The 26908-nt window shown below is 60.8% G+C and carries 26 protein-coding genes and 1 pseudogene; 18 read left to right on the top strand and 9 right to left on the bottom strand.

Going from position 1 to position 26908, the window contains the following annotated elements:
* Positions 1-17 precede the first annotated feature (17 nt).
* The gene (locus tag AC1D35_RS07880) at positions 18-1301 is read right to left on the bottom strand and encodes a D-alanyl-D-alanine carboxypeptidase family protein (RefSeq protein ID WP_113309865.1); all 1284 of its coding nucleotides are present in this window, start codon (positions 1299-1301) and stop codon (positions 18-20) included.
* Positions 1302-1533: 232 nt separating this feature from the next.
* Here AC1D35_RS07880 and AC1D35_RS07875 point away from each other — a divergent pair, with 232 nt between their 5' ends.
* Positions 1534-2568, top strand: coding sequence for a polysaccharide deacetylase family protein (locus tag AC1D35_RS07875; RefSeq protein ID WP_113309864.1), 1035 nt, complete (start codon positions 1534-1536; stop codon positions 2566-2568).
* A 5-nt stretch (positions 2569-2573) separates the two neighbouring features.
* On the opposite strand, the gene pdxH is transcribed toward AC1D35_RS07875, so the two are convergent.
* Complete coding sequence (pdxH, locus tag AC1D35_RS07870) at positions 2574-3194, bottom strand: pyridoxamine 5'-phosphate oxidase (RefSeq protein WP_113309863.1); 621 nt, start codon at positions 3192-3194, stop codon at positions 2574-2576.
* A gap of 64 nt (positions 3195-3258) precedes the next feature.
* Here pdxH and AC1D35_RS07865 point away from each other — a divergent pair, with 64 nt between their 5' ends.
* The 4 genes from AC1D35_RS07865 to AC1D35_RS07850 all read left to right on the top strand — a co-directional run bounded on the left by AC1D35_RS07865 (position 3259) and on the right by AC1D35_RS07850 (position 6766).
* Positions 3259-3717, top strand: coding sequence for an RT0821/Lpp0805 family surface protein (locus AC1D35_RS07865; RefSeq protein ID WP_113309862.1), 459 nt, complete (start codon positions 3259-3261; stop codon positions 3715-3717).
* A gap of 288 nt (positions 3718-4005) precedes the next feature.
* Positions 4006-5202: a DnaJ C-terminal domain-containing protein gene (locus tag AC1D35_RS07860; RefSeq protein WP_113309861.1), complete on the top strand. Its 1197-nt coding sequence runs from the start codon at positions 4006-4008 to the stop codon at positions 5200-5202.
* Positions 5203-5324: 122 nt separating this feature from the next.
* Positions 5325-6143 (top strand): enoyl-ACP reductase FabI, encoded by an 819-nt coding sequence (fabI, locus tag AC1D35_RS07855; RefSeq protein WP_113297211.1) that lies wholly within the window; start codon positions 5325-5327, stop codon positions 6141-6143.
* A 32-nt stretch (positions 6144-6175) separates the two neighbouring features.
* Positions 6176-6766, top strand: a complete 591-nt coding sequence (locus AC1D35_RS07850; protein WP_113297212.1) for a histidine phosphatase family protein — start codon at positions 6176-6178, stop codon at positions 6764-6766.
* 12 nt (positions 6767-6778) lie between these two features.
* On the opposite strand, the gene AC1D35_RS07845 is transcribed toward AC1D35_RS07850, so the two are convergent.
* A complete protein-coding gene (locus AC1D35_RS07845) occupies positions 6779-7039 on the bottom strand; it encodes a DUF1344 domain-containing protein (RefSeq protein ID WP_113309860.1) in 261 nt (86 codons plus the stop codon).
* A gap of 246 nt (positions 7040-7285) precedes the next feature.
* Here AC1D35_RS07845 and AC1D35_RS07840 point away from each other — a divergent pair, with 246 nt between their 5' ends.
* The 3 genes from AC1D35_RS07840 to ribB all read left to right on the top strand — a co-directional run bounded on the left by AC1D35_RS07840 (position 7286) and on the right by ribB (position 12846).
* Complete coding sequence (locus AC1D35_RS07840; protein ID WP_477938509.1) at positions 7286-10459, top strand: bifunctional diguanylate cyclase/phosphodiesterase; 3174 nt, start codon at positions 7286-7288, stop codon at positions 10457-10459.
* 175 nt (positions 10460-10634) lie between these two features.
* Positions 10635-11732 carry a chorismate synthase gene (gene aroC / locus AC1D35_RS07835; protein ID WP_113297214.1) on the top strand — a complete coding sequence of 366 codons (1098 nt, stop codon included), beginning with the start codon at positions 10635-10637 and terminating at the stop codon, positions 11730-11732.
* Between the two features lie 10 nt (positions 11733-11742).
* Positions 11743-12846 (top strand): 3,4-dihydroxy-2-butanone-4-phosphate synthase, encoded by a 1104-nt coding sequence (gene ribB, locus AC1D35_RS07830; RefSeq protein ID WP_113309858.1) that lies wholly within the window; start codon positions 11743-11745, stop codon positions 12844-12846.
* Positions 12847-12875: 29 nt separating this feature from the next.
* On the opposite strand, the gene AC1D35_RS07825 is transcribed toward ribB, so the two are convergent.
* Complete coding sequence (locus AC1D35_RS07825; protein ID WP_113309857.1) at positions 12876-14066, bottom strand: winged helix-turn-helix domain-containing protein; 1191 nt, start codon at positions 14064-14066, stop codon at positions 12876-12878.
* A gap of 125 nt (positions 14067-14191) precedes the next feature.
* Here AC1D35_RS07825 and AC1D35_RS07820 point away from each other — a divergent pair, with 125 nt between their 5' ends.
* Genes AC1D35_RS07820 through AC1D35_RS07810 form a run of 3 tightly spaced genes read left to right on the top strand, consistent with a single transcriptional unit; the run spans position 14192 to position 16061 of the window.
* Positions 14192-14866 carry an ABC transporter ATP-binding protein gene (locus tag AC1D35_RS07820; RefSeq protein ID WP_113309856.1) on the top strand — a complete coding sequence of 225 codons (675 nt, stop codon included), beginning with the start codon at positions 14192-14194 and terminating at the stop codon, positions 14864-14866.
* Positions 14866-15474, top strand: coding sequence for a CbiQ family ECF transporter T component (locus tag AC1D35_RS07815; RefSeq protein WP_477938474.1), 609 nt, complete (start codon positions 14866-14868; stop codon positions 15472-15474). The genes AC1D35_RS07820 and AC1D35_RS07815 overlap by 1 nt, the downstream gene beginning before the upstream one ends.
* 23 nt (positions 15475-15497) lie before the next feature.
* On the top strand, positions 15498-16061 hold the full coding sequence (locus AC1D35_RS07810) for a biotin transporter BioY (protein WP_113297219.1): 564 nt from the start codon (positions 15498-15500) through the stop codon (positions 16059-16061).
* Here the strand turns inward: AC1D35_RS07810 and AC1D35_RS07805 are convergent.
* Entirely contained in the window at positions 16058-16459 is a 402-nt protein-coding gene (locus tag AC1D35_RS07805) for a hotdog domain-containing protein (RefSeq protein ID WP_113309854.1), read from the bottom strand. The genes AC1D35_RS07810 and AC1D35_RS07805 overlap by 4 nt on opposite strands.
* 186 nt (positions 16460-16645) lie before the next feature.
* On the opposite strand from AC1D35_RS07805, the gene AC1D35_RS07800 reads away from it, so the two are divergent.
* From AC1D35_RS07800 to dxs, 5 genes are all read left to right on the top strand, one after another.
* Positions 16646-17581 (top strand): histone deacetylase family protein, encoded by a 936-nt coding sequence (locus tag AC1D35_RS07800; protein WP_113297221.1) that lies wholly within the window; start codon positions 16646-16648, stop codon positions 17579-17581.
* Between the two features lie 2 nt (positions 17582-17583).
* Complete coding sequence (locus tag AC1D35_RS07795) at positions 17584-17835, top strand: exodeoxyribonuclease VII small subunit (RefSeq protein WP_003545921.1); 252 nt, start codon at positions 17584-17586, stop codon at positions 17833-17835.
* An 87-nt stretch (positions 17836-17922) separates the two neighbouring features.
* On the top strand, positions 17923-18690 hold the full coding sequence (locus tag AC1D35_RS07790) for an SDR family oxidoreductase (RefSeq protein ID WP_113297222.1): 768 nt from the start codon (positions 17923-17925) through the stop codon (positions 18688-18690).
* An 89-nt stretch (positions 18691-18779) separates the two neighbouring features.
* Entirely contained in the window at positions 18780-19703 is a 924-nt protein-coding gene (locus tag AC1D35_RS07785; RefSeq protein WP_477938473.1) for a pirin family protein, read from the top strand.
* 102 nt (positions 19704-19805) lie between these two features.
* Complete coding sequence (gene dxs, locus AC1D35_RS07780) at positions 19806-21722, top strand: 1-deoxy-D-xylulose-5-phosphate synthase (RefSeq protein ID WP_113310721.1); 1917 nt, start codon at positions 19806-19808, stop codon at positions 21720-21722.
* Positions 21723-21746: 24 nt separating this feature from the next.
* On the opposite strand, the gene AC1D35_RS07775 is transcribed toward dxs, so the two are convergent.
* Together AC1D35_RS07775 and AC1D35_RS07770 are read right to left on the bottom strand one after the other, a co-directional pair.
* On the bottom strand, positions 21747-21950 hold the full coding sequence (locus AC1D35_RS07775) for an Atu4866 domain-containing protein (RefSeq protein WP_113310720.1): 204 nt from the start codon (positions 21948-21950) through the stop codon (positions 21747-21749).
* A 15-nt stretch (positions 21951-21965) separates the two neighbouring features.
* Positions 21966-23912, bottom strand: a complete 1947-nt coding sequence (locus AC1D35_RS07770) for a methyl-accepting chemotaxis protein (protein ID WP_477938472.1) — start codon at positions 23910-23912, stop codon at positions 21966-21968.
* 311 nt (positions 23913-24223) lie between these two features.
* Between AC1D35_RS07770 and AC1D35_RS07765 the strand changes: the two genes are divergently transcribed.
* Both AC1D35_RS07765 and AC1D35_RS07760 read left to right on the top strand, forming a co-directional pair.
* Positions 24224-24970 carry a TlyA family RNA methyltransferase gene (locus AC1D35_RS07765; protein WP_113310722.1) on the top strand — a complete coding sequence of 249 codons (747 nt, stop codon included), beginning with the start codon at positions 24224-24226 and terminating at the stop codon, positions 24968-24970.
* Positions 24967-26217: a class I SAM-dependent RNA methyltransferase gene (locus AC1D35_RS07760; RefSeq protein WP_113310719.1), complete on the top strand. Its 1251-nt coding sequence runs from the start codon at positions 24967-24969 to the stop codon at positions 26215-26217. The genes AC1D35_RS07765 and AC1D35_RS07760 overlap by 4 nt, the downstream gene beginning before the upstream one ends.
* Before the next feature lie 7 nt (positions 26218-26224).
* On the opposite strand, the gene AC1D35_RS07755 is transcribed toward AC1D35_RS07760, so the two are convergent.
* Both AC1D35_RS07755 and AC1D35_RS07750 read right to left on the bottom strand, forming a co-directional pair.
* Positions 26225-26698: an SRPBCC family protein gene (locus AC1D35_RS07755; RefSeq protein ID WP_113310718.1), complete on the bottom strand. Its 474-nt coding sequence runs from the start codon at positions 26696-26698 to the stop codon at positions 26225-26227.
* Between the two features lie 4 nt (positions 26699-26702).
* Positions 26703-26908 (bottom strand): annotated as a pseudogene (locus tag AC1D35_RS07750) (transcriptional regulator); the annotation flags it as partial.

Raw genomic sequence — 26908 nt, 5'->3', positions numbered from 1 at the left:
TGTCCAGAGCGTGCAGCTCAGCCCTGGTCCGGCAGGAGCATGCAGTCATAGGAGCGCTTCTTCAGGGCGTCGCAGGCAGACGTGGCGTCTTCCTTGCTCTGGAAGCCGACGAAACGGGCGCGGTAAACCGCATTGGCGCCCTTGCCGACAGCTTCCGTGTAAGGCGAGGCGGAAACGAGCGGCGCACCGGCCTCGGACTTAGCCTGCGCAAGAAGCGCACGGGCAGCATCCGCGCTCGGGGCCGCGGAAATCTGGATCTGCCAGCCACCTGCCTTGCCAGCCGATGCTTTCTGCGCCTTGCCGGCATTCATGATCTCATCCATTGCCGCCGGACGCTCCAGCGGGATCACGCTGTCATCAGCAAAACCAAGCGCCTTCGGCGCGGATGCTGCGTCGGCGACGCGCGGCGCATTCGCCGGCACCGGAACATCGGTGTCGTCAGCGGCCGAGGCTACCTCGACCTGTTCCTTGGCATTCATGCTCGCGACCAGTTTTGCACCGCCGGAAGAGGACGCGCGGCCCATATAACGATCGAAGAGTGCTGCCATCTTGGCGTCGCGGCTGCGGGCCGTGCGGCCGCCGAGCACCACGCCGATCACGCGCCGGTTGCCGTCCTTCACGGCGCTGACGATGTTGAAGCCGGAGGCATTGGTATAGCCGGTCTTGATGCCATCCATTCCCTGGTAGCGGTACATGAGATTGTTGTGGCCGCGGATAGTCTGGCCACGGAAATTGAAGCTCACGATGGAGAAGAGGCGATATTCGCTGGGATAGTTCTTCATCAGTGCCACGGCGAGCATGGACATGTCGCGCGCCGTCGTGATCTGGCGCTTGTCCGGCAGGCCGGATGCATTGACGAAGACCGTGCGGCTCATGCCGAGCTGGCGGGCCTTCTGGGTCATGAGCCTGGCGAAATTGCTTTCCGAACCACCGAGCTTTTCACCGATGGCGGCAGCAGCATCGTTGGCCGATTTGACGATCATGCCATAGACCGCCTCACGCACGGTGATCGTCCCGCCCGGCTTCACGCCGAGCTTCGTCGGCGGACGGGAGGCCGCATATTTCGACATCGTGACCGGCGTGTCCCAGGTGAGCTTGCCGCGATTGAGCGCCTCGAAGGTGAGATAGAGCGTCATCATCTTCGTCAGCGATGCCGGATGGTTCAGCGTGTCGCCATTTTCGGACGCAAGGATCTTGCCGGTGCGGGCATCGAGCACGAGGGAAGCGCTGCCGGCGACTGCCGCAACAGGCGCAGAAAGTGCCAGCGTCGCGGTCAGAATGGCAGCCAAAAGCCTTGTCATGCACTTCCCCTCACTTTATCCGGCGAGTCGCTACAGCCGGATTATGTCCCGTATTGTGACAGATGCCCACAATCTGGCGCGACTTTGAGGCAACGCCCAAGTTTTTTCCAAGCTTTTGTTTCGCTTGGTTAACAGCCGATAAAGAAACCGTTTTCCGGGCAGGATTCAGCAAGGTTTAACGGCGGCATTGATAGCTTGTGTGACACGATTGCAAAGCGGGGTCACGGGAAAAATGAGTCAGTGGAAGCGGCGGCTGAAGCGCATCGCGATCGGCAGCGGGCTGGAAGCGGCCTGGCTGGCGAATGCCGCCGGGCTCATGAAAGAGGCCCGCGGACGCGGCGTCATCTTTACACTTCATCACGTGCGCCCGCATGTCGCCCAGCCGTTCGAGCCGAACCGACACCTTGAAATCACACCGGAATTTCTGGATGCCGCGCTTCGACGGCTGAAGCGGAGCGGCTATCGTTTCGTACCGCTCGAAGCGGTGCCCTCCCTCTTGTCGGACCCGCAGGACGATCGGCTGTTTGCCGCCTTCACGCTGGATGACGGATATCGCAACAATCTCGACCATGCCCTGCCCGTCTTCGAACGGCATCGGGCTCCCTTTACCGTTTTCATAACACAAGGCTTTGCCGAAGGCTCGCACAGCATCTGGTGGGAAACGCTGGCGCTGCTGCTCGGCAGGGAGAACAGCGTCGAATTCAACTTCGGCCGCGGGCGGGAGAGACTGGCGCTCGACACGCCGGTCCGGAAATGGCACGCCTTCGACCGGCTTGCCGAGTTTATCCACAGGCTGGACGAGAGCCGCGCCATCTCAGAGGTGGACGCGCTGGCCCGGCGCCACGGAATTGAGCCGGTCGACATCACGCGGGAACTGGTCATGGGGCCGCAGGAGCTGCGCAAGCTCGCGGCAAGCCCCCTCGCCAGTCTCGGCGCCCATACGATCAGCCATCGGGCGCTGGCCCGCCTGCCGCAGGCGGAAGCGCGGATCGAGATGGAAATCTCGGCCGATTATGTCGAGCGGATCACCGGCATTCGCCCTCGGGCGATCGCCTATCCCTACGGCACGCCGGAGGCTGCGACAGGCCGGGAAGCTGGCGTTGCGGCAAATCTCGGCTTTTCCGTCGCGGTCACAACGCAGCCGGGCTTCCCGGCCGCAAGCAACGCCACCTATATGCCGCGCATTTCGCTCAACGGGTTTTACCATAAGCCACGCTACGTTTCGGCGCTGGCCTCGGGCATTCCCTTGAAACTGCTCGGAAAATAACGCCTCTAGGGATACATCCTCACCTTATCCCAGGCGCCTTCCGGTGCGGGGCGATGAAACTCGATGCGGTCGTGCAGGCGGAATTTCTGGTCTTTCCAGAATTCGATCGAGGTCGGGCGGATCCGGAAGCCGGACCAGTAGGACGGACGCGGGATTTCGCCGATTGCGTAGCGCGCCGTATATTCGGCAACGGCCTTTTCCAGTGCAAAACGGCTTTCGAGCGGGCGCGACTGCTTGGAAGCCCAGGCACCGATGCGGCTGCCACGGGCGCGGGTGGCGAAATAAGCGTCGGCTTCGGTATCGGTGACCAATTCGACGGGGCCGCGAACCCGCACCTGACGGCGCAACGTTTTCCAGTGGAAACACATGGCGGCTTTCCTCTGCCCCAAGATTTCGCGACCTTTCCGGCTCTCGAAATTCGTGTAGAAGACGAATCCGTCGGTGTCGAAACCCTTCAGGAGAACCATGCGGACATTGGGCAGCCCATCTTCATCGACCGTCGCGAGCGCGACAGCATTGTGGTCGTTGACTTCGGAAGCCTCCGCCTCCTTCAGCCATTCCCCAAAGAGCTTGAAGGGCTCTTCACTTTCGGTAAAGTCACCACCTGTTAACCCGTTTGCCGACATATTAATTCAAATCCCGCGATTTATTAAAACTGACCCAGCCTTTGAAGCTGGGGAAGGATACAGGGTGGAAGTCATAGCAAAGACACATCGCCATACAAAGGGTTCGCTGCGCCGCAGCTTCAGACTCTCCATCGTCAGTATCGCGATTCTGTCACTTTCCGGCTGCGTGGCTGGAGGGTTCGATTTCCTGAGTTCGGCAAAGGTCGACCGTTCGGTGGCAACCGGCACGGTGCCGCAGCCCGCTCCCAGCACAGATACGCTTTCAGACGAGATGACGGTGCGCAACGCCGTGACCTCCGCCGATATCCAGAAGCTCGAGGGACAGCCGCTTCCCTGGGCCAATGCCTCGACCGGCAGCGCCGGCATAATCGACACGATCGTCGAGAATAATGACGCCGGCCAAGTCTGCCGCCAGTTCCGCACGACGCGGCACTCCTATGTCGGCATCGCCAAATTCTTTGGCAAGACCTGCCTCGTCGGCGGTGGCAACTGGCAGCTTTTGAGCTTCCAGCCGGAAAGCTGACCCTGTCTGTCCACCTGTTTCGGCACGATGCGCCCCTGACACGCCAGGGTTAATGTGCCGTGCCGATTCGCCTCAATGTTTAGTGAAAGGCTAACCATTCGCGGCAAAACACCCCATATCCAAGTTCGGAAATAAGAAGTGATTAGCAACTCTCCCGCACGATCGGCCGACGAGCGGGCTTTCCTTTCGCAACAGCGAACCGGACGGCGCGTCTGAGTTGATTATTCGGTTTCCGGGAACGGCCACGAGGAACATGCCTCCCGGATTGCGACAGCGGCGGTGCGAACAATGCGTGATCCATACAAGATATTGGGCGTCAAGCGTGACGCGGCGGCGGACGAAATAAAGGCGGCCTGGCGCAACATGGCCAAGGCCGTGCATCCCGATCACAATCAGGGTGACCCGACGGCGACCGCGCGTTTTGCCGAGATCGGCCGCGCCTATGAAACGCTGAAAGATCCGAGGAAGCGCAATCTCTTCGACAATGCCGTGCGCATGGCAGAAGCCAAGAAGCAGGAACAAACGATCATGCAGCAGCGGCACGCGGCCCGTGAGGCCGCCGTCCGCGCAAAGGCTGCACAGGCCAACGCCGAGCGCGTGATGGAAGAGCTTGCGCGCGCCAATGCCAATGCGCAGAAGGCTGCCGCGGCAGCGGGTGTTAAACAGCAGCAGGCCGGCGCAACGGAAGCTGCGGAAGAGGTGGTCGAGCGCATCTTCGGCGCGCAGACAGCCCGCACTACCGGCGCACAGGCCCAATCGCAGGCCCAGCAGGCGCATTCTCAGCAGGCACAGGCCAAGCCGCATGCAGCCGAGGCGGCCAAGGCGCCAGAACAGGAAACCCCGGAATCCGACCCCGCCAGGGCAGAGGACGAGCAGACAGAGGCCTCCGTTGCCGGCGGCGCCAACATGTCGCTGCCACTCAGCCTTTTGACCTCGCTTGTGCGCCGCTTCACCGGCGCCGGCCAGCCGGGTCTTGAGAAAGCGCCAGACGAAGTCGCGACCGCGACCGTGACGATCGAAGACATCATGAAGGGAAGCTGGACGACTGTTTCCCTTCCGGAAGGCCGCGAAGTCGGATTCGCCCTGCCGGCCGGCACGACAGAAGGCCACCAGATCCGGCTCAAGGGCCAGGGTTTCAAGCTGCCGGGCATGCAGCGCGGCGACGCCGTGATCAATATCCATATCGCCGCCGACCCACGCTTCACCGTCGACGGTTTCGACGTGCATGTGGTGCTGCCGTTGAACATCGAGAATGCGGTGCTCGGCACCGAGGCGCGTATCGACGGTCCGCAGGGACCGCTCAATGTGACGGTTCCTGCCTGGTCCGGCTCCGACAAGACGATCCGCATTCCCGACAAGGGCCTGCCCAACGACAGCGGCGGAAAAGGCGATCTCGTCGTGGAATTGCGCATTATGTTGTGGGAAAAACCCGACGACAAGGTCACCGATCTCATGCGGAGCATGCGTGAAGGGCTGTTTTTATGAAATTTCGGTGACAATCGCACCCTTTGTTACGATCCCTAACAGTTGATGATCTTTGCCAAGCTTGAACCGATTAACGGCCTATGCCATAGGCAGGATCATCAGAATTCCTAGGGAAACGAAATATGGCTCAAGCATCCGGCCTCATGGCAGGCAAACGCGGCGTCATCATGGGTGTCGCCAACAATCGTTCGATTGCGTGGGGTATTGCTAAGGCCATTCATGCGCAGGGCGGAGAAGTTGCATTCACCTACCAGGGCGACGCCCTGAAGAAGCGTGTGGAGCCCCTGGCTGCCGAAATCGGCGCTGTCATGGTCGGCCATTGTGACGTGAGCGACGAATCCACGATCGATGCCGTTTTCGAAAATGTCGAGAAGCTGTGGGGCAAGATCGATTTCATCGTGCATGCCATCGGTTTTTCCGACAAGGATGAGCTGACCGGTCGCTACGTCGATACTTCGCCTGACAATTTCACCAAGACCATGCAGATCTCCGTCTACTCCTTCACCTCGGTCGCTCGCCGCGCCGAGAAGCTGATGACGGAGGGTGGTTCGATGCTCACCCTCACCTATTACGGTGCAGAAAAGGTGATGCCGAACTACAATGTCATGGGTGTCGCCAAGGCGGCGCTTGAAGCCAGCGTTAAGTATCTCGCCGTCGACCTCGGACCGAAGAACATCCGCGTCAACGCCGTTTCGGCTGGCCCGATCAAAACGCTCGCTGCCTCCGGTATCGGCGATTTCCGCTACATCCTCAAGTGGAACGAATACAATGCGCCGCTGCGTCGTACCGTGACCATCGAGGAAGTGGGCGATGTCGGCCTCTATCTTCTCTCGGACCTGTCGCGTTCGGTGACGGGTGAAGTGCATCATGCCGACAGCGGCTATCATGTCATCGGCATGAAGGCTGTGGACGCGCCTGATATTTCCGTCATCAAGGACTGAGGCGTCCTAGCCCCTAAGTGGAGCCGATCCCCGTGCTTATCTATGTGATCAGACACGGCCAGACCGACTGGAATGCTGAGCGGCGCCTGCAGGGGCAGAAGGATATTCCGATCAACGCGATCGGCCGCGAACAGGCGAAGCAGAACGGGATCGCCCTTGCGGCGATCCTTAAGGGCGAAGATGCGGAGTTCGATTTCGTCGCAAGCCCGCTCGGACGCACGCGCGAGACCATGGAGATCATGCGATCAGCCATGGGGCTCCCGCCCGGGGAATACCGCACCGACGAACGCCTGGTCGAAGTCTCCTTCGGCGACTGGGAAGGCCACACGCTCAAGCAGCTCCGGGCCTCGCAGGCCGAGCGCGTCACAGAACGCAACATCAACAAATGGGATTTCATTCCGCCGGGCGAGGATGCGGAAAGCTACGAGATCATGTCGTGGCGGACCGGCGCATGGCTGAATTCGGTCGATCGGCCAACCGTCTGCGTCACCCACGGCGGCGTCATCAGAAGCCTATTCAAGATGATCTCCAACTTGCCGAAGGACGTCGCCTCCGAGGGCGAAATTCCCCAGGACCGAATTTTGAAGATCGAGACGTCGCAGAGCCTGATCGGCTGGATCTAGTCCAGTCCGGGCTTATTTGACGATATCGAGATCGTTGATGATGCGCTTGCCGTCGACTTCCGTATAGAAGATCACAACCTTGACGCCGGCCTTCAGGCCTTCGAAATCGAACTCTTCGGGCGCCTGATAGGTCTTGCCGTCATCGAGCGTCAGGACAAGATTGGTCGTGTCGACCTTCTTGATCGTCGCCTCGACATCAGCGCTCTCGGCAAAACTGCTCATGGGCGAAAGAAAATTTGCCGTGGCCAGAAGCGTAGCAATAACGAAACGCATGTCGGCAATCCCTTTGAAACGTCGCCGTTGATATCGAGTGGCCACAGATAAACTCCTGAATATGGCGAAAATTGCCCGGAAGAATGGCTTTCGGCGCCCAATTGATGAATAGGATTTTACGGATAATCAAGAGGCCCCGTTCACCGTGCTTTTCTCTCTGTTTACGCGATTTAGCAGCTCTGAATGCGCGCAATCGTAAATTAACCCCCGCACCCTAAAGTCGATGCGAATGTGGGGGTGTGTGATTTGCAATTCCGGCTGAGCAACAGCAACCGGCTGCGGCGTGTTCTCAAGAATACGCGTGTCTCGCTGCTGGTTTCCGCCCTCGTGGCCGTCGTCGTTGTTGCCGTCGGCTTTGCACTCGACAGTGCCAATACTGCCGCCCATCTGCGCGAGCTGCAAATCCATACTGAAAACGAGACGAACCTGATCCGTGCCCGCATGACGGCGCAGATCAACATGGACATCACTGCCGTCCGCGACCTTTCCAACCTGATCTCGCTCAGCACGCAGACGAACGAAGTGGAGATGGAGCGGCAGATCAACTGGCTGCTGATCCAGAACCCGAATTTCATCCATATTGCTGTCGCGCCTGATTTCATCGTCAAGTCGGTCTATCCGGCGCAATCAGGCAAAGACCGAATCGGCAAGGATGTGCGGGACGTGCTGCTGCAGCGCATGTCGATAAGCCGCAATACCGGCGACCAGTCGGCCCGCTTCTATGGTCCTTTCAAGACGACGGATGCAGAAAACGCCTTCGCGATCTTCTTCCCTGTATTCGTCAAGCAGAACGGCCAGCGCCGCATCTGGGGGGCGGTCGAGGTGGTCATCGACCAGGACATGTTCTACKAGACGACGGGCCTGAAGCCCGCACGCAACAGCGAAAACCAGGAGCGCTATCCGCATCTCGACCATCTGTCGATCGCGGTCCGCGACATCGGCATTCCGGACGAAACGGCCGCACCCTTCTTCGGTCCTTCCGATATCTATAAGAAAGATCCGCTCCGCCGAAAAATCAACTTCGCCGGCGGGCGATGGGAACTCGCGGCCGTACCGAACGCCGGCTGGCACGCTGTTCCCGAAAATCAGCCTGAACTGCGATTGATCATCGTCGCGGCAGGCTGCGTGATCATCATCCCGATCTTCTTCGCCACGTTGCTGCTCGGCGAACGCAACCGTAATATCGCGCAGCTTGAGGCCCGCGAGGGCAAACTTCTGGAGCTGTCGCAGCGCCTCAACCTGGCGCTTGAATCCTCCCGGATCGGCATCTGGGAGCTGCAGGAGAGCGCCACCCACCTCACCTGGGATGCACGAGCATCCACCCTTCACGGCCTCAAAGCGATGGAAGGCAGCCGGCCACTGGAAGTGTGGCTTTCGACGATCGCGCCCGAAGACCGGGAAATCGCCGAGGTTCATTTCTTCGGTTGCATTATCGCCGGGGAAGCCTGCACCGCGCAATACAGGGTGATGCGTGAAGACGGGCGCATTCGCCATCTGCGCTCTGTCGGCGCCTTCTATACGGATGCCGGTGGCGCCGGAAAGACGATCGGCATCGTCTGGGATGTCACGGCCGACGCGGAAGTCACCAACACGCTTCGTCTCGCCAAGGAAACGAGTGAGCTCAAGAATGCCGAGCTGGAACTTGCGCTGGAGGAGCTTTCGAGCCGCGAGGCAGAGCTTTCCGAACTGTCCGGCAAACTCGATCTGGCACTTGATTCCTATCAATGCGGCATTTGGGAAGCGATCCTCGGCAAATGCGGCTCGATCTGGGACGAGCGCATGCACGAGCTTTATGGGCTGAAGCAGAGCAATGCCTTCGTGACCGAAGACGCCTGGCTCTCCTGCATCCATCCCGATGACCGCGGGCTGGCCCTCGAAAGCGCCAGGCATTTCAGGCAGCTCGGAGACACGCATACGCTTGTCTGTCGCGTGCCGGACGAAAATGGCGGCTTTCGCTACGWGCGTTCCGTCGGCAAGGTGCACCGTACGCCGACCGGCGAGATGAAAATTATCGGCATCGCCTTCGATTCGACCGAGGATGCGTTGATGACGCTGCGCCTCAAGGCCGCAAAGGATGAGGCGATTGCCAAGAATATCGAGCTGGAGCTCGCCAAGGACCGGATCGAGCACAACTCCCTGCACGACCCGCTGACCTCGCTTGCCAACCGCCGCAAGCTCGATATCGCACTGGAAAATCTGACGGATGCCGGCCATAGGGAGCGACAGAAATTCGCGATCCTGCATATAGACCTCGACCGTTTCAAGGAAATCAACGACACGTTGGGGCACGCAGCGGGCGATGCCATGCTGGTGCATGCGTCGCGCGTGCTTTCCAGAAACTTGCGCGAGAGCGACGTCGTGGCCCGCATTGGCGGCGACGAGTTCGTCATCCTTTCCTTCGACGTCGGCGACAAGGACATGGCGGAGCTTTCGGGCCGTATCATCGAGGAGATGCGTCAGCCCATCGATTTCCAGGGTTTTTCCTGTCGCTGCGGCGTGTCGATCGGCATCGCACTGGCGAACGGCATCCATATCGATGCCCGCAAGGTACTGATCAATGCAGACATTGCGCTCTACCGGGCCAAGAGCCTCGGCCGCAACCGTTACGAATTCTTCAACCACAATCTGCAGGCCGACATCATCAACAACAAGCGCACGGCCGATGAGATCCTTGCCGGCATCGACAATGGCGAGTTCACGGCCTGGTATCAGCCGCAGTTCTGCGCACGGACGATGAAGCTGACCGGTGTCGAGGCGCTGGTACGCTGGCACCATCCCTCCAAGGGTCTGCTGACACCGGACAAATTCCTGCGCATCGCCGACGAGATCAATGTCGTACAGACGCTCGACCGCATCGTCCTGGAAACTGCACTGCGCGACAAGATGCGCTGGGCGGCACAGGGCGTCTATGTTCCGAAAATCTCGGTCAACGTTTCGGCGCGGCGCCTGCATGATGGCAGCCTTCTGGACTCCCTTGGTGACCTGCAGATCCGCCCCGGCGAAATCTCCTTCGAACTGGTGGAATCCATCTTCCTCGACGAAAGCGAGGACGTGGTCTCGCAGAATCTCGAACAGATCAAGGCGCTCGGCATCGATATCGAGATCGATGATTTCGGCACCGGCCATACCTCGATCGTCTCGCTGCTGAAGCTGAAGCCGAAACGGCTGAAGATCGACCGGCAGCTCGTGCAGCCGATTGTCGCTTCCTCGCAGGAGCGCACGCTCGTCAGTTCCATCATCGAGATCGCCCGCTCGCTTGGCGTCGAGACGGTGGCCGAGGGCGTCGAGACGATGGCGCATGCTGAACTGCTACGCGATCTCGGCTGCGATCTACTGCAGGGTTATGCCTTTGCACGCCCTCTCTCCTTCGACGATTTCGCGATCGAGGCGCGCGGCACGGCCTGGCTTCTGGCATCCTAGCGCTGAAGCCAGCCACATCACCGTTCGCAGAGACCGGAAACACCATTCCCCGATAGCACCATCAGGCGCAAAGAAAGGCTTTTGCCTGGGCGGTTTTTTGGCCTATGAGTGTCGCGCCTTTTTCGAGTAATGGCGCGGCCGGTGACGACCGGTTCCGCGCATCCGGCGGGAACATATGTCGCACAATACATTCGGTCATCTCTTCCGTGTAACCACCTGGGGCGAAAGCCACGGGCCAGCGCTCGGCGCCGTCGTAGACGGCTGCCCTCCGGGGCTGCGCTTCAAACTCGAGGACCTGCAAGTCTGGCTCGACAAGCGCAAGCCCGGCCAGAGCCGCTTCGTGACCCAGCGGCGCGAAGACGACCTGGTGAAGGTTCTCTCCGGCGTGATGATGGACGCCGACGGAGAGACGATGATCACCACCGGCACGCCGATTTCCATGCAAATCGAGAATACCGACCAGCGTTCAAAGGACTATGGCGAGATCGCCCGGCAGTATCGCCCCGGCCATGCCGACTTCAGCTATGACGTGAAATACGGAATCCGCGACTATCGCGGCGGCGGTCGTTCCTCGGCGCGCGAAACCGCTGCCCGCGTTGCAGCCGGCGGCATTGCCCGGCTCGTCGTACCCGGCGTGTCCGTCCGTGGCGCGCTGGTGCAGATCGGCAAGCACAAGATCAACCGCGCCAACTGGGACTGGGATCAGGTCGGGCAGAACCCGTTCTTCTCCCCCGATGCCGAGATCGTACCCGTCTGGGAAGAGTATCTCGACGGCATCCGCAAGGCCGGCTCTTCCATCGGTGCCGTCATCGAAGTGATCGCTGAAGGCGTTCCGGCGGGCCTCGGTGCGCCCATCTATAGCAAGCTCGACCAGGATATCGCTTCGTTGCTGATGTCGATCAACGCTGTCAAGGGCGTGGAGATCGGCAATGGTTTTGCCGCCGCAGAGACGAGCGGCGAAGACAATGCCGACGAGATGCGGATGGGCAATGACGGCACGCCGATCTTCCTGTCCAACAATGCCGGCGGTATTCTCGGCGGCATTTCGACCGGCCAGCCGGTCGTCGCCCGTTTTGCCGTCAAGCCCACCTCCTCCATTCTCACAGAACGGCAGTCGATCGATGCCGACGGCAAGAATGTCGATATTCGCACCAAGGGCCGTCATGACCCCTGCGTCGGCATTCGCGCCGTGCCGATCGGCGAGGCGATGATTGCCTGCGCCATTGCCGACCATTATCTTCGCGACCGCGGCCAGACCGGCCGGCTGAAATAGGAATTGTCCCATGTCTTATGACCAGAAGCGCGTCGTTGACGCTATCCGGGCTTTCGAAGCCGGCGAGATCGTCGTCGTCATGGACGACAATGACCGTGAAAACGAAGGCGACCTGATCGTCGCTGCCGTGCATGCGACGCCCGAAAAGATGGCCTTCATCGTGCGCCACACGTCAGGGATCGTCTGCGCGCCGATGCCGAAAGAGGAAGCCAAGCGGCTGAACCTCAACGCCATGGTGGCGGAAAACGATTCCGCCCATACGACCGCCTTCACGGTTTCTGTCGATTTCAAGCACGGTACGACGACGGGCATCTCCGCCGACGACCGCACGCTGACGGTACGCAACCTTGCGAACCCGAATGTCGGTGCGTCGGATTTCGTCCGTCCCGGCCACATCTTCCCGCTGGTCTCCCGCGAAGGTGGCGTGCTGATGCGCTCCGGCCATACGGAGGCTGCTGTCGATCTCTGCAAGCTTGCCGGGCTGCCGCCAATCGGTGTTATCAGTGAACTCGTCAATGACGACGGCACGGTGACGCGCGGCCCGCAGGTGGTGGATTTCGCCGAACAGCACGGGCTGAAACTCCTCTCGGTCGCCGACCTCATCGCCTATCGCCAGCGCAAGGAAACGCTGATCGAGCTCGGCTCTAGCTTCGATATCGAAACTCCGTTCGGCAAGGCCAAGGCGCACACCTACGCCCTGCCCTGGGACCCGATGCAGCATCTCGCCGTCGTCTTCGGCGACATCCGTGATGGCGTCGATATTCCAGTGCGCCTGCATCCGGAAAACGTCGCGGATGACCTTTTCGGCAAACGCAAGCCGGTCGATTTCTACATGCAGAAGATTGCCGAACAGGGGCGTGGCGTCATCGTCTACCTGCGTGAAGGCTCGGTTGGCGTCGGCCATTACGACAACGGCCGCAAGGCCCGCAGCCAGGGTCGCGAGGCACACGCCGAAGCGCAGACACGCGACAATGAATGGCTGGAAATCGGCCTCGGCGCCCAGATCCTTAAGGATCTCGGTGTCAGCTCGATCACGCTGATGACCAGCCGCGAACGGCACTATGTCGGCCTGGAAGGATTCGGGATCAAGATTTCGAAGACAGAGATCTGCTGATTGCTCCTTCTCCCTAAGGGGAGAAGGAATTATCCCTTCCAGCCGTCCAGATAGACGACTTTTTCCACGCTGGCGAAGCGCGCCAGGCGCTCGAGCTCCGCTTCCAGCTTTTCCAGCCGCCCCGTAGATGCCTTCACGCGTGGTTCCAGCCACAGCCGCTTAACATCCAGCGTGCCCTTCTTCCTGTCGGCCTTCATGTCGATGCGGCCGATAAGCCTGTCGCCTTCCAAAAGCGGGAAAACGTAATAGCCGTATTCCCGCTTCGGCTCGGGCACGAAGATCTCGATGCGATAGAAGAAACCGAACAGGCGTTCGGTCCGGTTCCTGTCCCTGATCATCGGATCAAAGGGGCTGAGCACCCGGATTCGTGCCGGTGCCTCTGGGTAAGTATCTGTTGTATCTATGAAATCGGTGAAAGCCCATGAGGAACGTGGCTTGCCGCCGAGAGCCGGTTCGATCAGCACTTCAATCAATTCGTCTCGGTGTTCGCATACCCAGGCCTTCGCCTCGTCCGGCGAGAGCAGATCCCAGAAGGCGGCGATTTCGCCATGGGTGGCAAAGCCCAGACGAGTGAGCGCGCTGCGGCAGGCCCAGTCGACGAAATCCTCGCGGCTGACCTCAGGCTCGTGGAACTCGGCGGGGATGACGCGCTCGACAAGATCATAGATCTTCTGGAAGTTGGAGCGGCCGGCGATGGCGAATTTGCCGGTACGCCAGAAATATTCGAGCGCCGTCTTGTTCGGGTGCCAGTTCCACCAGCCACCGGAGACGTGACCATCCGCCTTCATGTCGCGCGCCAGGATCGCCCCGTCCTTCACCACCCGCTCATAGGTTTCCTCAAAGGAGGCCTCGAAGCCCTCGCCACGCCATTTGCGCCAGCGTTCGACGATCGCCACTTCTTCGTCGCGAAATTTATGCTTCCAGTATTTGAAGAAGGTGCTCGGCAGGATGGAAGCATCATGCGTCCAGTGCTCGAAGAGCGCGCCTTCCTTCTCCAGGAGCGTGGTTAAATGTTCACGTCGGTATGTCTGATTGCGGGAGAAGAGGATCTGGTGGTGGGCGCGCTCCACCGTCTGGATGCTGTCCACCTGCACGAAGCCGAGATCGTGAATGAGCTCCAGCAGGCCGGCCTTGGTCAGCGCGCGGTTCGGAGGCGCACTCAACCCCTGCTTGGCGAGGAAGATACGGCGGGCATCGGAATTGGACAGCAGATTCGTCATGCAGCGATCATAGCGCGGAAAATCTTCCTAGCTACCCGATACCATATTCGAGCCAACTTGATTTTGATCCTTTATCGCACGGCCGCTGCCTTATAGAAGCAGGAATTCAAACAAGGGGATCATACTTGGATATTCGTTTCGAGAGCGCTGGCGCCAGTTTCGGAGCAAGGGTCGCGGTCGAGCCACTCACACTCTCTCTTACCGAAAACCGGCTGGGCGTCATCGGCCTCAACGGTTCGGGCAAGACGACCTTCGCACGGATGATCAACGGGCTTATGAAACCGACCACTGGCAAGGTCCTGGTCAACGGGCGCGACACACTTCATGAAAAGACGGCGCTTGCCGATGTCGGCTTCATCTTCCAGTCGCCGCAAAACCAGATCATCCTGCCTATCGTCAAGGACGATATTGCCTTCGGACTCAAGGGCCGCGGATTTACGAAAGCGGAGATAGAGAGAAAGGTCGAGCTCGTTCTTGCCCGCTTCAACGCCGAGGAACTGGCCGTTCGCCGTGCTCACGAGCTTTCGGGTGGCGAGTTGCAGCTCGCAGCCCTCTGCTCGGTGCTGGCGACCGGACCCAATATCCTGATCCTCGACGAGCCGACCAATCAGCTCGACCTGCGCAACCGGGCACTCGTGCAGAAGACCATCGACGGGCTGGAAGAGAATGTCCTGGTCATCACCCATGATCTCGAATTGATATCAGGTTTCGAGCGAGTGCTTCTGTTCCACGAAGGCAAATTGGCGGCCGATGCGCCGGCGGCCGATGCGATCGCCCTCTACAGGGAGCTCGCAGCCTGATGCAGTCGCTTTATGTCGAAGGCAACAGTGCCCTGCACCGGCTTTCGCCGCGGGCAAAGATCCTCTCACTCTTCCTGCTTGGCTTTGTGCTCTTCATTGGGGACAATCTTCCGCTGCTTGCCATCGTCACCCTGCTGACCGCACTGATCTATCGCAGCATCGGCCTGGCGCTGAAGGAATCGGTCATCCGGCTGCGGCCGATCTTCCTGACGATTGCGGTCGTGGCGCTCTTTACCCTCATCGTCAATCCCTGGCATGACGCGCTGGCGACACTCTTGAGATTGACGGCGCTGATGCTGTTTGCCGCCGCCGTGACCGCGACAAYAACAATCACCCAGTTCATGGATGAGATAACCGCGCTTGCCCGGCCGCTGGAACGAACCGGCTGGGTGAAGGCAGACGATATTGGCCTCGCGGTCGGGCTCGTGCTGCGCTTCGTGCCCGAGATTATCAATCGCTACCACGCGATCAGCGAGGCGCACGCGGCACGCGGACTGAAAGTCCGGCCGACGACGATCCTGACCCCGCTCATCATTTTGACGCTACGGGATGCGGATAACATTGCAGCGGCGATTGACGCGCGCGGCATTCGGCGGCATGTCAGTTAACGATTTATGAATTGGAGATCACGATGAGCACACGCGACCTCGTTCTTGCCGCTCTTTTTGCCGCTGTTATCGTGGCTCTCGGTCTGCTGCCGCCCATCTATCTCGGCTTCATTCCGGTGCCGATCACCGCGCAATCGCTGGGCGTCATGATGGCAGGCGTCGTGCTTGGCGCAAGACGCGCCACGATTTCCGTGCTGATCGTGCTGCTGCTTGTTGCAATGACACTGCCGGTGCTTTCGGGCGGCCGTGGCGGATATGCCGCCTTCGTGGCTCCGACATCAGGCTTCCTGTTCGGCTGGGTCTTTGCCGCTTTCGTGACGGGCTTCCTCAGCGAGCGTCTGGTTCATGGCAACCAGTCCGGCCTCGTGCAGACGGTCAGCTTCTTCCTCGCCGCCATGATCGGCGGCATCGTCGTGCTCTATGCTTTCGGCATCGCCTATCTGGCTTTTGCTGCCAATATCGGTCTGCAGCAGGCCTTTATCGGCAGCATGGTCTTCATTCCGGGCGACGTCATCAAGGCCTTTGTCGCAGCGCTCGTCGGCCGGGCCGTCATGGTAGGCTATCCGCTGCTGCCGATCCGTATCTAATCGAGAAAACTATAGAGCCAGTCGCGGGTCTCTTCGGGGAGTGCGGCGGGCGAACCATCGTCGCTGGTGCGCGCCTGCCAGATGATCTCTACCTCGGCGACACGCTCGTCCTCAATCTCGAAGGAGATGAGAAAGCCGATGGAACGTACGCCGATCTTGTCGACGCCAGCGATGAAGGTCACCATCTCGTGATAGTGCAGCGGGCGATGAAGGATGCAGGAAACCTTGCTGGCAGTATAGACGGGCTCGTCTTCCACTGTTGGCCTCGACGACCAGAAGCTCGCAAGTACGGATTCGGCATAGGAAATATAGGAGGCCAGAAACATCTGGCCGTTCATGTCCACATCACGAAACGGTACGCGCAATTCCACCATGTCCGGGCGGTTCGTCTTACTCATTTACAGGTCTGCCTTGCAGGTTATCACCATGACCCTAGCATGGGGTCCGTCGAAGTAAACGAAACAATTAAAATAGCGTAAACGGGAGGATGCGAGCGTTAATCGCKACGATGCGGCTTGTTGAAATCGACGCGCAGCGCTCCATCTGCTGTGGATCATGACATTTGCGACCGATAGAGTGCCTGCATGAGCACCCGTCTTTACGAACATCCTGTTTTTCTCGAGCACGTGACGCCGTCAGGCCATCCCGAGCGCTCCGACCGCATCCGCGCGCTCAATGTGGCGCTGGAGCATCCGAATTTCGAACGTCTCGATCGAAAGGAAGCCCCGCAGGCGAATGAAGACGCCGTACTGCTTGCCCATCCGGAGGAGCATCTTATCGCCGTCATGCGGCAGATCCCGGAAGAGGAAGACAAGATCAATCAGCTCGAAGCCGATACCTATGCCAGCCAAAAGAGCCTGCAGGCGGCTCTGACCGGCGTCGGTGGAGCGATGGCTGCCGTCGACGACGTGTTCCGGGGCAAGGCGGACAATGTGTTCGTCGCCGCCCGCCCGCCGGGGCATCATGCCGAAAAGATGACGGCGATGGGCTTTTGCTTCTTCAACAATGCAGCGATCGCCGCCCGCCATGCGCAGAAGGTTCACGGCGCAGAACGCGTCGCCATCGTCGACTGGGACGTCCACCACGGCAACGGCACGCAGGATATCTTCTGGGACGATCCCTCCGTGCTTTTCTGTTCCACCCATCAGATGCCGCTTTATCCCGGGACCGGCGCCAAGGACGAGAATGGCGCGCATGGCACGATCGTCAATGCGCCGCTTTCGCCCAATGTCGGCAGCGACCATTTCCGCGAGGCTTTCAAGTCGCGCGTGCTGCCGGCACTCAACGATTTCAGGCCCGATCTCATCATCATCTCCGCCGGTTTCGATGCGCATCACCGTGATCCGCTGGCGCAGATCAACTTGACGGGTGAGGATTTCGACTGGGCAACGGGCCGGCTTCTGGAGGTTGCCGATCGCAGCGCCAATAACCGGGTCGTCAGCCTGCTGGAAGGCGGCTATGATCTGGAAGGACTCGCCGAGTCGGCGGGTATGCATATCCTCAGAATGATGAAGGGTTGAGAATGACTGACAGCGCCAAGCCGGAGGTTTCCGGTCTTTCCTTCGAAAAGGCGGTTGCCGAACTCGAAAGCATCGTGGCCCGCCTGGAACGCGGCGACGTGGCGCTGGATGAATCCATCGAGATCTACGAGCGCGGCGAAGCGCTGAAGAAGCATTGCGAAACGCTGCTCTCGGCCGCCGAAAACCGCATCGAGAAGATCCGCCTCGACCGCGCCGGCAAGCCGCAGGGCGTGGAGCCGCTCGACGGCGCCTGAGGCACAGCAACCATCTCTTCCAAGGCTCTTGGCTGCAAGCTTCCTGTCGATCTATGATCCCTCGACAACATCAKGGGAACAGAAGAAATGACGGACAGATTGAAGGGCAAGGTCGCCATTGTCTCAGGCGGTGCTACCGGCATGGGCGGCGCGGCATCGAAGCTGTTTGCGGCTGAGGGTGCGCACGTCGCCATCATCGACCGCAATGGCGATGCAGCGGCGGAGACCGTCAACGAGATCCGCGCGGCCGGCGGCGAGGCCGATTGCTGGACGGCTGATGTTTCGGATGAAGTGGCCGTCAATGCTGCCGTGGCAGGCGTCGAGGAACGTTATGGCCCGGTTACGGTGCTCTTCAACCATGCCGGCACGATCGTCATCAAGCCGTTCCTGGAAACCACGCTGCAGGAATGGGACTGGCTGCACGCCGTCAACGTACGCTCCATGTTCCTGATGACGAAGGCGGTGCTGCCCAAGATGATCGAGGCCGGCGGCGGCTCTATCGTCTGCACCTCCTCGATCTCTGCCGTCGCGGCAACGCCGATGGAAGTGCTCTACGATACGACCAAGGGCGCCGTGCATATGTTTGCGCGCGCCATCGCGGTGGAATTCCGCGACCGTAACATCCGCTGCAATGCCGTCTGCCCCGGCTTCATCCGTACGCCGCACGGCCTGCGCGAGGTGAAGGAATTGCAGGCGCATGGCGTGGATGTGTCCGACGCTGCGATTGCCGCGCAGCAGGGCCGGATCGGAGAGCCGGAGGATGTCGCCCGAGCCGCACTCTATCTCGCCAGCGATGAATCGCTCTTCGTCAACGGTGCCCATCTTTTCGTCGATAACGGCTTCACCGCGATCTGAAGGCTTCACGACGATCTCAGAAACTGGCCCTTTCGCCACAGACCGGCAGGCGCTATCTGTGGCTTAAGCCCTTGTGATCGGAGTTCGCCATGTCCTTTTTCCCCGGTAAAGATCCCCTGCCCGGCGACGCCTTCGCCTGTGACGCGATCGAGGACCTGATCATTCCGCGCACCAGCGATATCGGTGGTTTCCAGGTGCGGCGCGCCCTGCCGACGCGCCAGCGCCGGCTTGTCGGGCCGTTCATCTTCTTTGACCGCATGGGGCCGGCGATCCTGAAGCCCGACGAGGCGCTGGATGTGAAGCCGCATCCGCATATCGGGCTTTCGACGGTCACCTATCTCTTCGACGGCGAAATCCGCCATCTCGACAGCCTCGGCACGGAAAAGGTCATCCGCCCCGGTGACATCAACCTGATGACGGCCGGCCGCGGCATCGTGCATTCCGAGCGCACGCCGGACAATCTGCGCGGCCATCCGCTTTCCATGTCCGGCCTCCAGACATGGCTGGCGCTGCCCGACGACAAGGAAGAAATCGATCCCTCCTTTACCCATACCGAAAAAAGCGACATGCCGCTGATCGAGGATGGCGGTGTCACCGGCCGTGTCGTGATCGGCTCCTTCGAAGGCCTGACATCGCCGGTGAAGGCCTTCACCGATACGCTCTATGCCGACATTTCCCTGCAGCCTGGCGCGAAATTTCCTTTCGGTGCGGCGCACGAGGAACGGGCCGTCTACGTGCTTGCGGGCGAGGTCGTCATTGCCGGCGACAGGTTCGCGCCAGACCAGCTTCTCGTGTTCCGGCCGGGCGATGCGATCACGCTGGAAGCAGGCACTCAGGGCTGTCATCTGATGCTGTTCGGGGGTGCAGCGCTGAACTCCAAGCGCTACATATGGTGGAATTTCGTCTCCTCCTCGAAGGAGCGGATCGAGAAGGCCAAGGAGGAATGGCGCACCGGCCGCTTCGACATCGTCCCCGGCGACGAAGAGGAATTCGTGCCTTTGCCGGAGGGCTGAAGTGCTCTAAGGTGAAAAACTTGCGGTTATGCAAATGTAGTTGTTTTGCCGCAATTCAATCGAATAAAGCAAAGCCGATCAGTCAAAGAAGAGCGCCCGCCCGTGACACAATCCCCGAAGACCCCGCTGCTCGATCAGGTCGCCTATCCTGCCGACCTGCGCAAGCTCGAGGATCGCGATCTGCCGCAGCTTGCACGCGAAGTCAGGGACGAAATGATCGATGCCGTCTCCCGCACTGGCGGGCATCTCGGCGCAGGTCTTGGGGTGGTGGAGCTGACGATCGCCATCCACAGCGTCTTCAATACGCCTGACGACCGGCTGATCTTCGACGTCGGCCACCAGTGTTATCCGCACAAGATCCTGACCGGACGCCGAGACCGCATCCGCACGCTACGCCAGGAAAACGGCCTTTCGGGCTTCACCCGCCGGGCAGAGAGCGAATACGATCCCTTTGGTGCTGCGCACTCCTCGACCTCGATTTCGGCCGGTCTCGGCATGGCGGTCGCTGCCGATATCGACAAGACGGACCGCCGCGTCATCGCCGTCATCGGCGACGGAGCGCTGTCGGCCGGCATGGCCTATGAGGCGCTGAACAATGCTGGCGCGCTGGACGCGCGGCTGATCGTCATCCTCAACGACAACGACATGTCGATTGCGCCACCGACGGGCGCGATGAGCGCCTATCTCGCCCGCCTTGCTTCCGGGCGCACCTATATGGGCTTCCGCGACTTCGGCAAGAAACTGACGGCCTATCTCGGCAAGAACATCGACCGCGCCATCACCCGCGCCGTCGAGCATGCCCGCGGCTATGTGACCGGCGGGACGATGTTCGAGGAGATGGGCTTCTACCATATCGGCCCGATCGATGGACATTCCTTCGATCATCTTCTGCCTGTGCTGCGCAACGTGCGCGACAATGCCAATGGCCCGGTGCTGATCCATATCGTCACCCAGAAGGGCAAGGGCTATGCGCCGGCGGAAGCCGCCGCCGACAAATATCACGGCGTCAACAAATTCGATGTCATCACCGGCGCGCAGGCGAAGGTGAAGCCGAATGCGCCGAGCTATACCAATGTATTTGCCGAAACGCTGGTCCAGGAAGCGACACTCGACGACCGCGTCGTCGGTATCACGGCCGCCATGCCGAGCGGCACCGGCCTTGATAAATTCGCCGAGATCTTCCCGTCACGCTATTTCGATGTCGGCATTGCCGAACAGCATGCCGTGACCTTCGCCGCCGGCCTTGCCGCCGAAGGATTCAAGCCGTTTGCGGCGCTCTATTCGACCTTCCTGCAGCGCGCCTATGACCAGGTTGTGCATGATGTGGCAATACAGGGCCTGCCGGTACGCTTCCCGATCGACCGCGCCGGTTTCGTCGGTGCTGATGGACCGACACATGCCGGCTCCTTCGACACCGCCTTCCTGGCCACCCTGCCCGGCTTCGTGGTGATGGCGGCTGCCGACGAGGCCGAACTCAAGCATATGGTGCGCACAGCCGTCGCCTATGATGCCGGCCCTATCTCGTTCCGCTATCCGCGCGGCGAAGGTGTAGGCGTCGACATGCCGGAGCGCGGCCAGATCCTGGAGATCGGCCGCGGGCGCATCGTCAAGGAAGGCACCAAGGTGGCGCTTCTCTCCTTCGGCACGCGGCTTGCCGACTGTCTGCTGGCAGCCGAGGACCTCGATGCCGCAGGCCTCTCGACCACGGTTGCCGATGCGCGCTTCGCAAAGCCGCTCGACCACGCCCTGATCCGTCAGCTTGCACGCCATCACGAAATCCTTATCACCGTGGAAGAAGGTTCCGTCGGCGGCTTCGGAAGTCAGGTCATGCAATTCATGGCGACGGATGGGCTGCTCGACCGCGGGCTGAAGGTTCGCACGCTCGTGATGCCCGATATCTGGATGGAGCAGGCAAAGCCGGAAGCGATGATCGGTCATGCGGGGCTTGATCGCGCCGGCATCGTCTCGACTGTCTTCAACGCACTCGGACGCGGTGTTGCGGTGGGCGTGGCCGGTTAAGGCAGCACACCGACCCGCATCTCTCTATTGTGGCCTCTTGCCGTCGCGGTGGAAGATCATTCCGCCGTGATGCAACGCATCGTTGATGAAATCGCCATTGGCGATAAAGCCTGCCTCTGCCCTTCCCAATTCCGTCGCGACTATGTCCGCGTGCACATTTTTGCTGAATTGCTCCAAGGTCACAAAAAGAAAGGGCGGCAATGAATGCCGCCCTGCCCCATTTGTCATTCGCGAGAGTTGCTCTCAGAATTCGGTCCAGTCTTCCTGGACAACAGCAGCGGCGGCCGTTGCCTGCTTGCCGCCGAAAGCCCTGGTGACTTTGCTGGCGAGTGCGCGGGCGGGAGACGCGACCGGGCGGGATGCCGGGGTCGCGGCAACGGTCCTCTGGACCGGAGCAGCAGCCTGGGTGCCGAGCTTGAACTGGCGTAGCAGGTCGTCGAGGGCGGAGGCTTCTTGGGCAAGCGCGTGGCTGGCGGCCGTCTGTTCTTCAACCATGGCGGCGTTCTGCTGTGTACCCTGGTCCATGTTGTTGACCGCAGTATTGATCTCCTGCAGGCCGATCGACTGTTCGCGGGTGGCCGTGACGATCGCGCCGACGTGGTGGTTGATTTCCTGAACCTCGGCGACGATCGCTTCCAGCGCCTTTCCGGTTTCACCGACGAGGCCGACGCCGGAATTGACCTGTTCGCTGGAGGTGTTGATCAGTGCCTTGATTTCCTTGGCGGCGTTTGCGGACCGCTGAGCGAGTTCACGGACCTCCTGTGCGACGACGGCAAAACCCTTGCCGGCTTCACCGGCACGGGCGGCCTCGACGCCGGCGTTCAGCGCCAGGAGGTTGGTCTGGAAGGCGATGTCGTCGATAACGCCGATGATGTTGGAGATCTCGCCCGAGGACTTTTCGATCTGCTGCATGGCCGAAACCGCCCTGCGGACGACCTCACCGGACTTTTCAGCGCCGAGGCGGGTGCGCTCGACGAGGTTGCCGACATCTTCGGCGCGCTTGGCGGAATCGCGGACCGTGGTCGTGACCTCTTCGAGAGCGGCTGCGGTCTCTTCGACGGCAGCGGCCTGCTGTTCGGTGCGGTGGGCGAGATCGTCGGCGGCAGAGCGGATTTCACCGGCGCCGGCATTGATGGCCGAAGCGTTGCGGCCGACCGACTGCAGGGCGGCCTGCAGCTTCTCGACGGCATTGTTGAAGTCGTTGCGCAGGCTGTCGTATTGCGGGGCGAACGGCGCTTGGATACGGGCTGCGACATCGCCAACGGCAAGGCCTGCAAGGCCGCCGGCCAGAGCTTCGACGGCGAAACGGATCTCGCCTTCTTCGCGGGCCTTCTGCTCGTCGCTCATCTGGCGCTGACGTTCGGCTTCGCCGCGCATGCGATCGGTTTCGCCGGCAAGATGCTGCTTTTCAATGGCGGCTTCCTTGAAGACCAGTACCGACTGAGCCATGCGGCCGACTTCGTCCTGACGGCCGGTTGCCGGAACTTCGACATTGTGGTCGCCGCCGGCGAGGCGGTCCATGGCCGTCGTCATGCCGACGATCGGGCGAACGATGGTGCGCGACAAGGCCCAGGCGAGACCGGCGGCGRCAAGCGCTGCAGCAATGCCACCAGCCACCAGCGTGGTCTTGAGGTCGCTGTTGGCCTCAAGCTGAGCTTCAGCAAGAGACTCGGACTTTTCGCGGGCAAGCGACTTGATCTTGGCGGAAGCGGCGCGGAAGCCGTCGAGCTGGCCCTTGGTGGCGTTGACACCGATCTTGACGACCTCTGCGATCGGCGTTTCGGTTTCCTTGCGGGCCTTGGCCTGCGGCTCGGCGAGCTCATGGAAATAAAGGTCTGCAGCCTTCTGCATGTCGTCGATCATCGAGACGACCTCAGGCTGGGAAGAAGCGGTCTGCTTGGCGGCGGCAATTGCCTTTAGCATCCGCTCGCGGTTGGCGAAGATGTCGCCATAGGTGCTGTCGCTGCGGAAGAGGATGAAACCGCGCAGGTTGACGGCCTGCTCGAGCATGGCCTGCAACGCGTCGTCGATCTGGTTGACCAGACGCTCGGATTTCTCCTGCTCGGCGGAGGCGCTCGCCGAAGTCGTTGCCTTGGAATAGACGAAAGCGGAAACGGATACGAAAATAAGGATGAGTGCTGCGAACGTGGCCGCAAGCTTACCGTTCAAGGATATGTTTCGAGCGAACATCGGTCAATTTCTCCTGGCGACATCAGGCGCGACAAGGGGCAACCGCGCGAGGTGCGCAGCCACAAGACTTCTTGATGAGGAACATGATCGGCGGGGAGGACGCGAGAGCCTTCATGGCACCAAGCGATTCAATTGAACCGCTGCAATCAAAGCGAACCTATGCGGGCAGGATTTAAAATTGTTTAAATTTGTGCATCGCAGCACATATCGGTTTAGTTTATTGCGGTTCCGGCGATATGAGGCTGTACTGGGGTGCCCGCTGTGCCAACAAAATGCTTGCAACCGGCGGCTTTGACGGTCATTCACAGCCGATGTCCGATCATAACAGCCAGCGCCTCGACCAACTCCTCGTCACCCTCGGCCTCTTTGCGAGCCGTTCGCGGGCCCGAGACGCCATTTCACGCGGCACGGTGAAGGTCGCCGGGAAGGTGGTGACGAAGGCTGGTGCCGTCTTCAGCCCGGATGCGGCAATCGAGATCGACGATCCGGCGCAGGATTATGTTTCGCGCGCAGCGTTAAAGCTGGTGGCGGCGCTCGATCACTTCGGGCTCGACCCGGCAGGACGGCACTGTCTCGATGTCGGCGCTTCGACTGGCGGCTTCACGGAAGTGCTGCTGGGGCGGGGGGCCGCGCATGTGACGGCAATCGATGTCGGCCACGGGCAGATGCATCCGAGGATATCAGCCGATCCGCGGGTGACCAATATCGAGGGACTCAATGCCCGCAATCTCACGGCTGAGGATATCGGCCAGCCCGTGGATTTCGTCGTCTCCGACGTCTCCTTCATCTCGCTGAAGCTGGCGCTTGCCCCGGCGCTCGATATTGCCGAGGTCAATGCGCTCGCCGCCATCCTCGTCAAACCGCAATTCGAGGCGGGGCGCGAGGCGATCGGCAAGGGCGGACTGCTCAAGGATCCGGCTTCCGGGCCCGATGTGGCGGCAGAACTCGAACGCTGGTTCACCGAAGACATGGGCTGGAAGAGTTTTGGGCTCATCCCTTCACCCATCTCGGGCGGCGACGGCAATCAGGAATTTCTACTGGCAGGGACAAAAGCGTGAGCACGGAAACAATCACCATCGACAGGCTCGGCGCGCAGGGCGACGGTATTGCCAACGGCAAGGACGGGCCTGTCTATGTGCCCTTCACCCTGCCGGGCGAGACGGTGGCGGTCGCCCGCGTCAAGAGCCAGGGCACGGTCATGTCGATCGCCTCGGCCTCCGCCGACCGACAGGAACCGCCCTGCCGGCATTTCGGGCCAGATGGCGTCAACGGCACCTGCGGTGGCTGCACGCTGCAGCACATGGCGGATGTGCCTTACCGGGCTTTCAAGCGGCAACTCGTCATCGATGCGTTGAAATCGAAGGGATTGACGCCCGAGGTCGGCGAGATCGTCGCCGCGCATCCCGGCGAGCGGCGGCGAGTGGTCTTCGCGGCGCGAAAGACCGAAAAAGACATGCTTGTTGGATTCAACCAGGCCGAAAGTCATCACATCGTCGCCATCGAGGAATGTCCCATCTCGTCGGCGGGGATCATCTCCCGGCTGCCGGCGATCAAGGCTGTCGGGGCGGCAGTCGCGACCAATGCGGATGTCTTCCGCATCGCAGTTCTGGAGACCCTGTCCGGCCTCGATCTCGCGATAGAGGGCGTCAAGAAGCTGTCGGACCAGCAGCGTCGCAAGACGGTCGAGGTCATACTCGGCCTTCGCGGCATCGCCCGCGTTTCGCTCGATGGTGAAATCCTGATCGAGCCTGCCAAGCCGGTTGTCGAGTTCGGCGGTATCAAGGTCTCTCCGCCTGCCGGCGGCTTCACGCAGGCGACGAAGCCTGCTGAAGAGGCGATGGCAGAGCTGGTGCTTGCGCATGTCGGCAAGGCCAAGCGGATCACCGATCTTTTTGCCGGCGCCGGCACTTTTTCGCTGCAGCTTGCCCGCATCGGCCGCGTGCATGCCGTCGAGGGCGATGGCAAGGCGATCGCGGCTCTCGACCATGCGGCGCGCAATACACAGGGCCTGAAGCCCGTGACCGTCGAAAAACGTGATCTCTTCCGCCGCCCGCTGATGACCTCGGAGCTGAAAGTCTATGACGCCGTCGTCTTCGATCCGCCGCGAGCGGGCGCAGAATTCCAGTGTAAGGAACTGGCGCGCTCGATAGTTAAGAAGGTGGTGGCCGTGAGCTGCAACCCGCTGACGCTTGCCCGCGACCTCGCCATCCTCGTCGAGGGCGGCTACCGGATCACCTCGGTCACGCCCGTCGACCAGTTCCTCTGGACCTCGCATGTCGAGGTGGTGGCGACGCTCGAGAAATAGGCCGCCGTCAGGCGACCTTTTCGCCGGCGAGATAGCGGCCGAGCTGGTCCAACTGTCCGGCGATGCCGGCCTGGCGGTATTCCACCTTGTCGCCACCATCAAGGATGGTGATCTGCTCGGTGACGACGACATGCGTGCCTTCGGCGACCGGCGTCAGGCTGATGGTCGTCAGTGACGAGGAGATGCGGCGTTCGTTATGCGACATCGTATAGGCGTAGACGATGCGGCGATCCCTGACGATATCCTCATAGCGGGCGTCGGCGACATATTCGTCGCTCTTGCCAAAGTTGAACCGGCTGATATCGCGGCCGCCGACGCGGAAATCATTCTCCGTATAGGTAGTGCTGAAGTCCTCGCCGATCGCCTCCCACTGCAGGCGCGCCTTCGGATCGGACCAGGCGGCGAAAACGCGTGGAGCCGGCACGTCATAAGTGCGTTCGATGGAGAAGGTGGAATGAAGGGCGCTGTACTCTTCCTGCATGGTCTTACTCCTTTTCGTTCTGCTTCCCAGGTTTTTCCGGCATTTCCGGATTGGCTTCGAGATATACGCCCAGCCTGTCGAGACGATGCTCCCAGAGCGTACGGCGCTCGTTGATCCAGGCCTCGGCAGAGCGCAGCGCCTGTGGTTCGATCCGGCAGGTGCGCACGCGGCCTGTTTTTTCCGAGCGCACAAGGCCACTTGCTTCCAGCA

The organism is Rhizobium sp. P1_E6, from assembly GCF_056405875.1.
This window is presented reverse-complemented; position numbering and strand designations above follow the sequence as displayed.

Coding starts and splice junctions, on each gene's coding strand:
- AC1D35_RS07775 (WP_113310720.1), bottom strand. CDS start 21,950: ATGACAAATGGGGCAGGGCGGCATTCATTGCCGCCCTTTCTTTTTGTG.
- AC1D35_RS07755 (WP_113310718.1), bottom strand. CDS start 26,698: ATGCAGGAAGAGTACAGCGCCCTTCATTCCACCTTCTCCATCGAACGC.
- AC1D35_RS07845 (WP_113309860.1), bottom strand. CDS start 7,039: ATGCGTTTCGTTATTGCTACGCTTCTGGCCACGGCAAATTTTCTTTCG.
- ribB (WP_113309858.1), top strand. CDS start 11,743: ATGTCTTATGACCAGAAGCGCGTCGTTGACGCTATCCGGGCTTTCGAA.
- AC1D35_RS07875 (WP_113309864.1), top strand. CDS start 1,534: ATGAGTCAGTGGAAGCGGCGGCTGAAGCGCATCGCGATCGGCAGCGGG.
- pdxH (WP_113309863.1), bottom strand. CDS start 3,194: ATGTCGGCAAACGGGTTAACAGGTGGTGACTTTACCGAAAGTGAAGAG.
- AC1D35_RS07785 (WP_477938473.1), top strand. CDS start 18,780: ATGTCCTTTTTCCCCGGTAAAGATCCCCTGCCCGGCGACGCCTTCGCC.
- aroC (WP_113297214.1), top strand. CDS start 10,635: ATGTCGCACAATACATTCGGTCATCTCTTCCGTGTAACCACCTGGGGC.
- AC1D35_RS07790 (WP_113297222.1), top strand. CDS start 17,923: ATGACGGACAGATTGAAGGGCAAGGTCGCCATTGTCTCAGGCGGTGCT.
- AC1D35_RS07880 (WP_113309865.1), bottom strand. CDS start 1,301: ATGACAAGGCTTTTGGCTGCCATTCTGACCGCGACGCTGGCACTTTCT.
- AC1D35_RS07860 (WP_113309861.1), top strand. CDS start 4,006: ATGCGTGATCCATACAAGATATTGGGCGTCAAGCGTGACGCGGCGGCG.
- fabI (WP_113297211.1), top strand. CDS start 5,325: ATGGCTCAAGCATCCGGCCTCATGGCAGGCAAACGCGGCGTCATCATG.
- AC1D35_RS07765 (WP_113310722.1), top strand. CDS start 24,224: ATGTCCGATCATAACAGCCAGCGCCTCGACCAACTCCTCGTCACCCTC.
- AC1D35_RS07795 (WP_003545921.1), top strand. CDS start 17,584: ATGACTGACAGCGCCAAGCCGGAGGTTTCCGGTCTTTCCTTCGAAAAG.
- AC1D35_RS07810 (WP_113297219.1), top strand. CDS start 15,498: ATGAGCACACGCGACCTCGTTCTTGCCGCTCTTTTTGCCGCTGTTATC.
- AC1D35_RS07800 (WP_113297221.1), top strand. CDS start 16,646: ATGAGCACCCGTCTTTACGAACATCCTGTTTTTCTCGAGCACGTGACG.
- AC1D35_RS07825 (WP_113309857.1), bottom strand. CDS start 14,066: ATGACGAATCTGCTGTCCAATTCCGATGCCCGCCGTATCTTCCTCGCC.
- AC1D35_RS07805 (WP_113309854.1), bottom strand. CDS start 16,459: ATGAGTAAGACGAACCGCCCGGACATGGTGGAATTGCGCGTACCGTTT.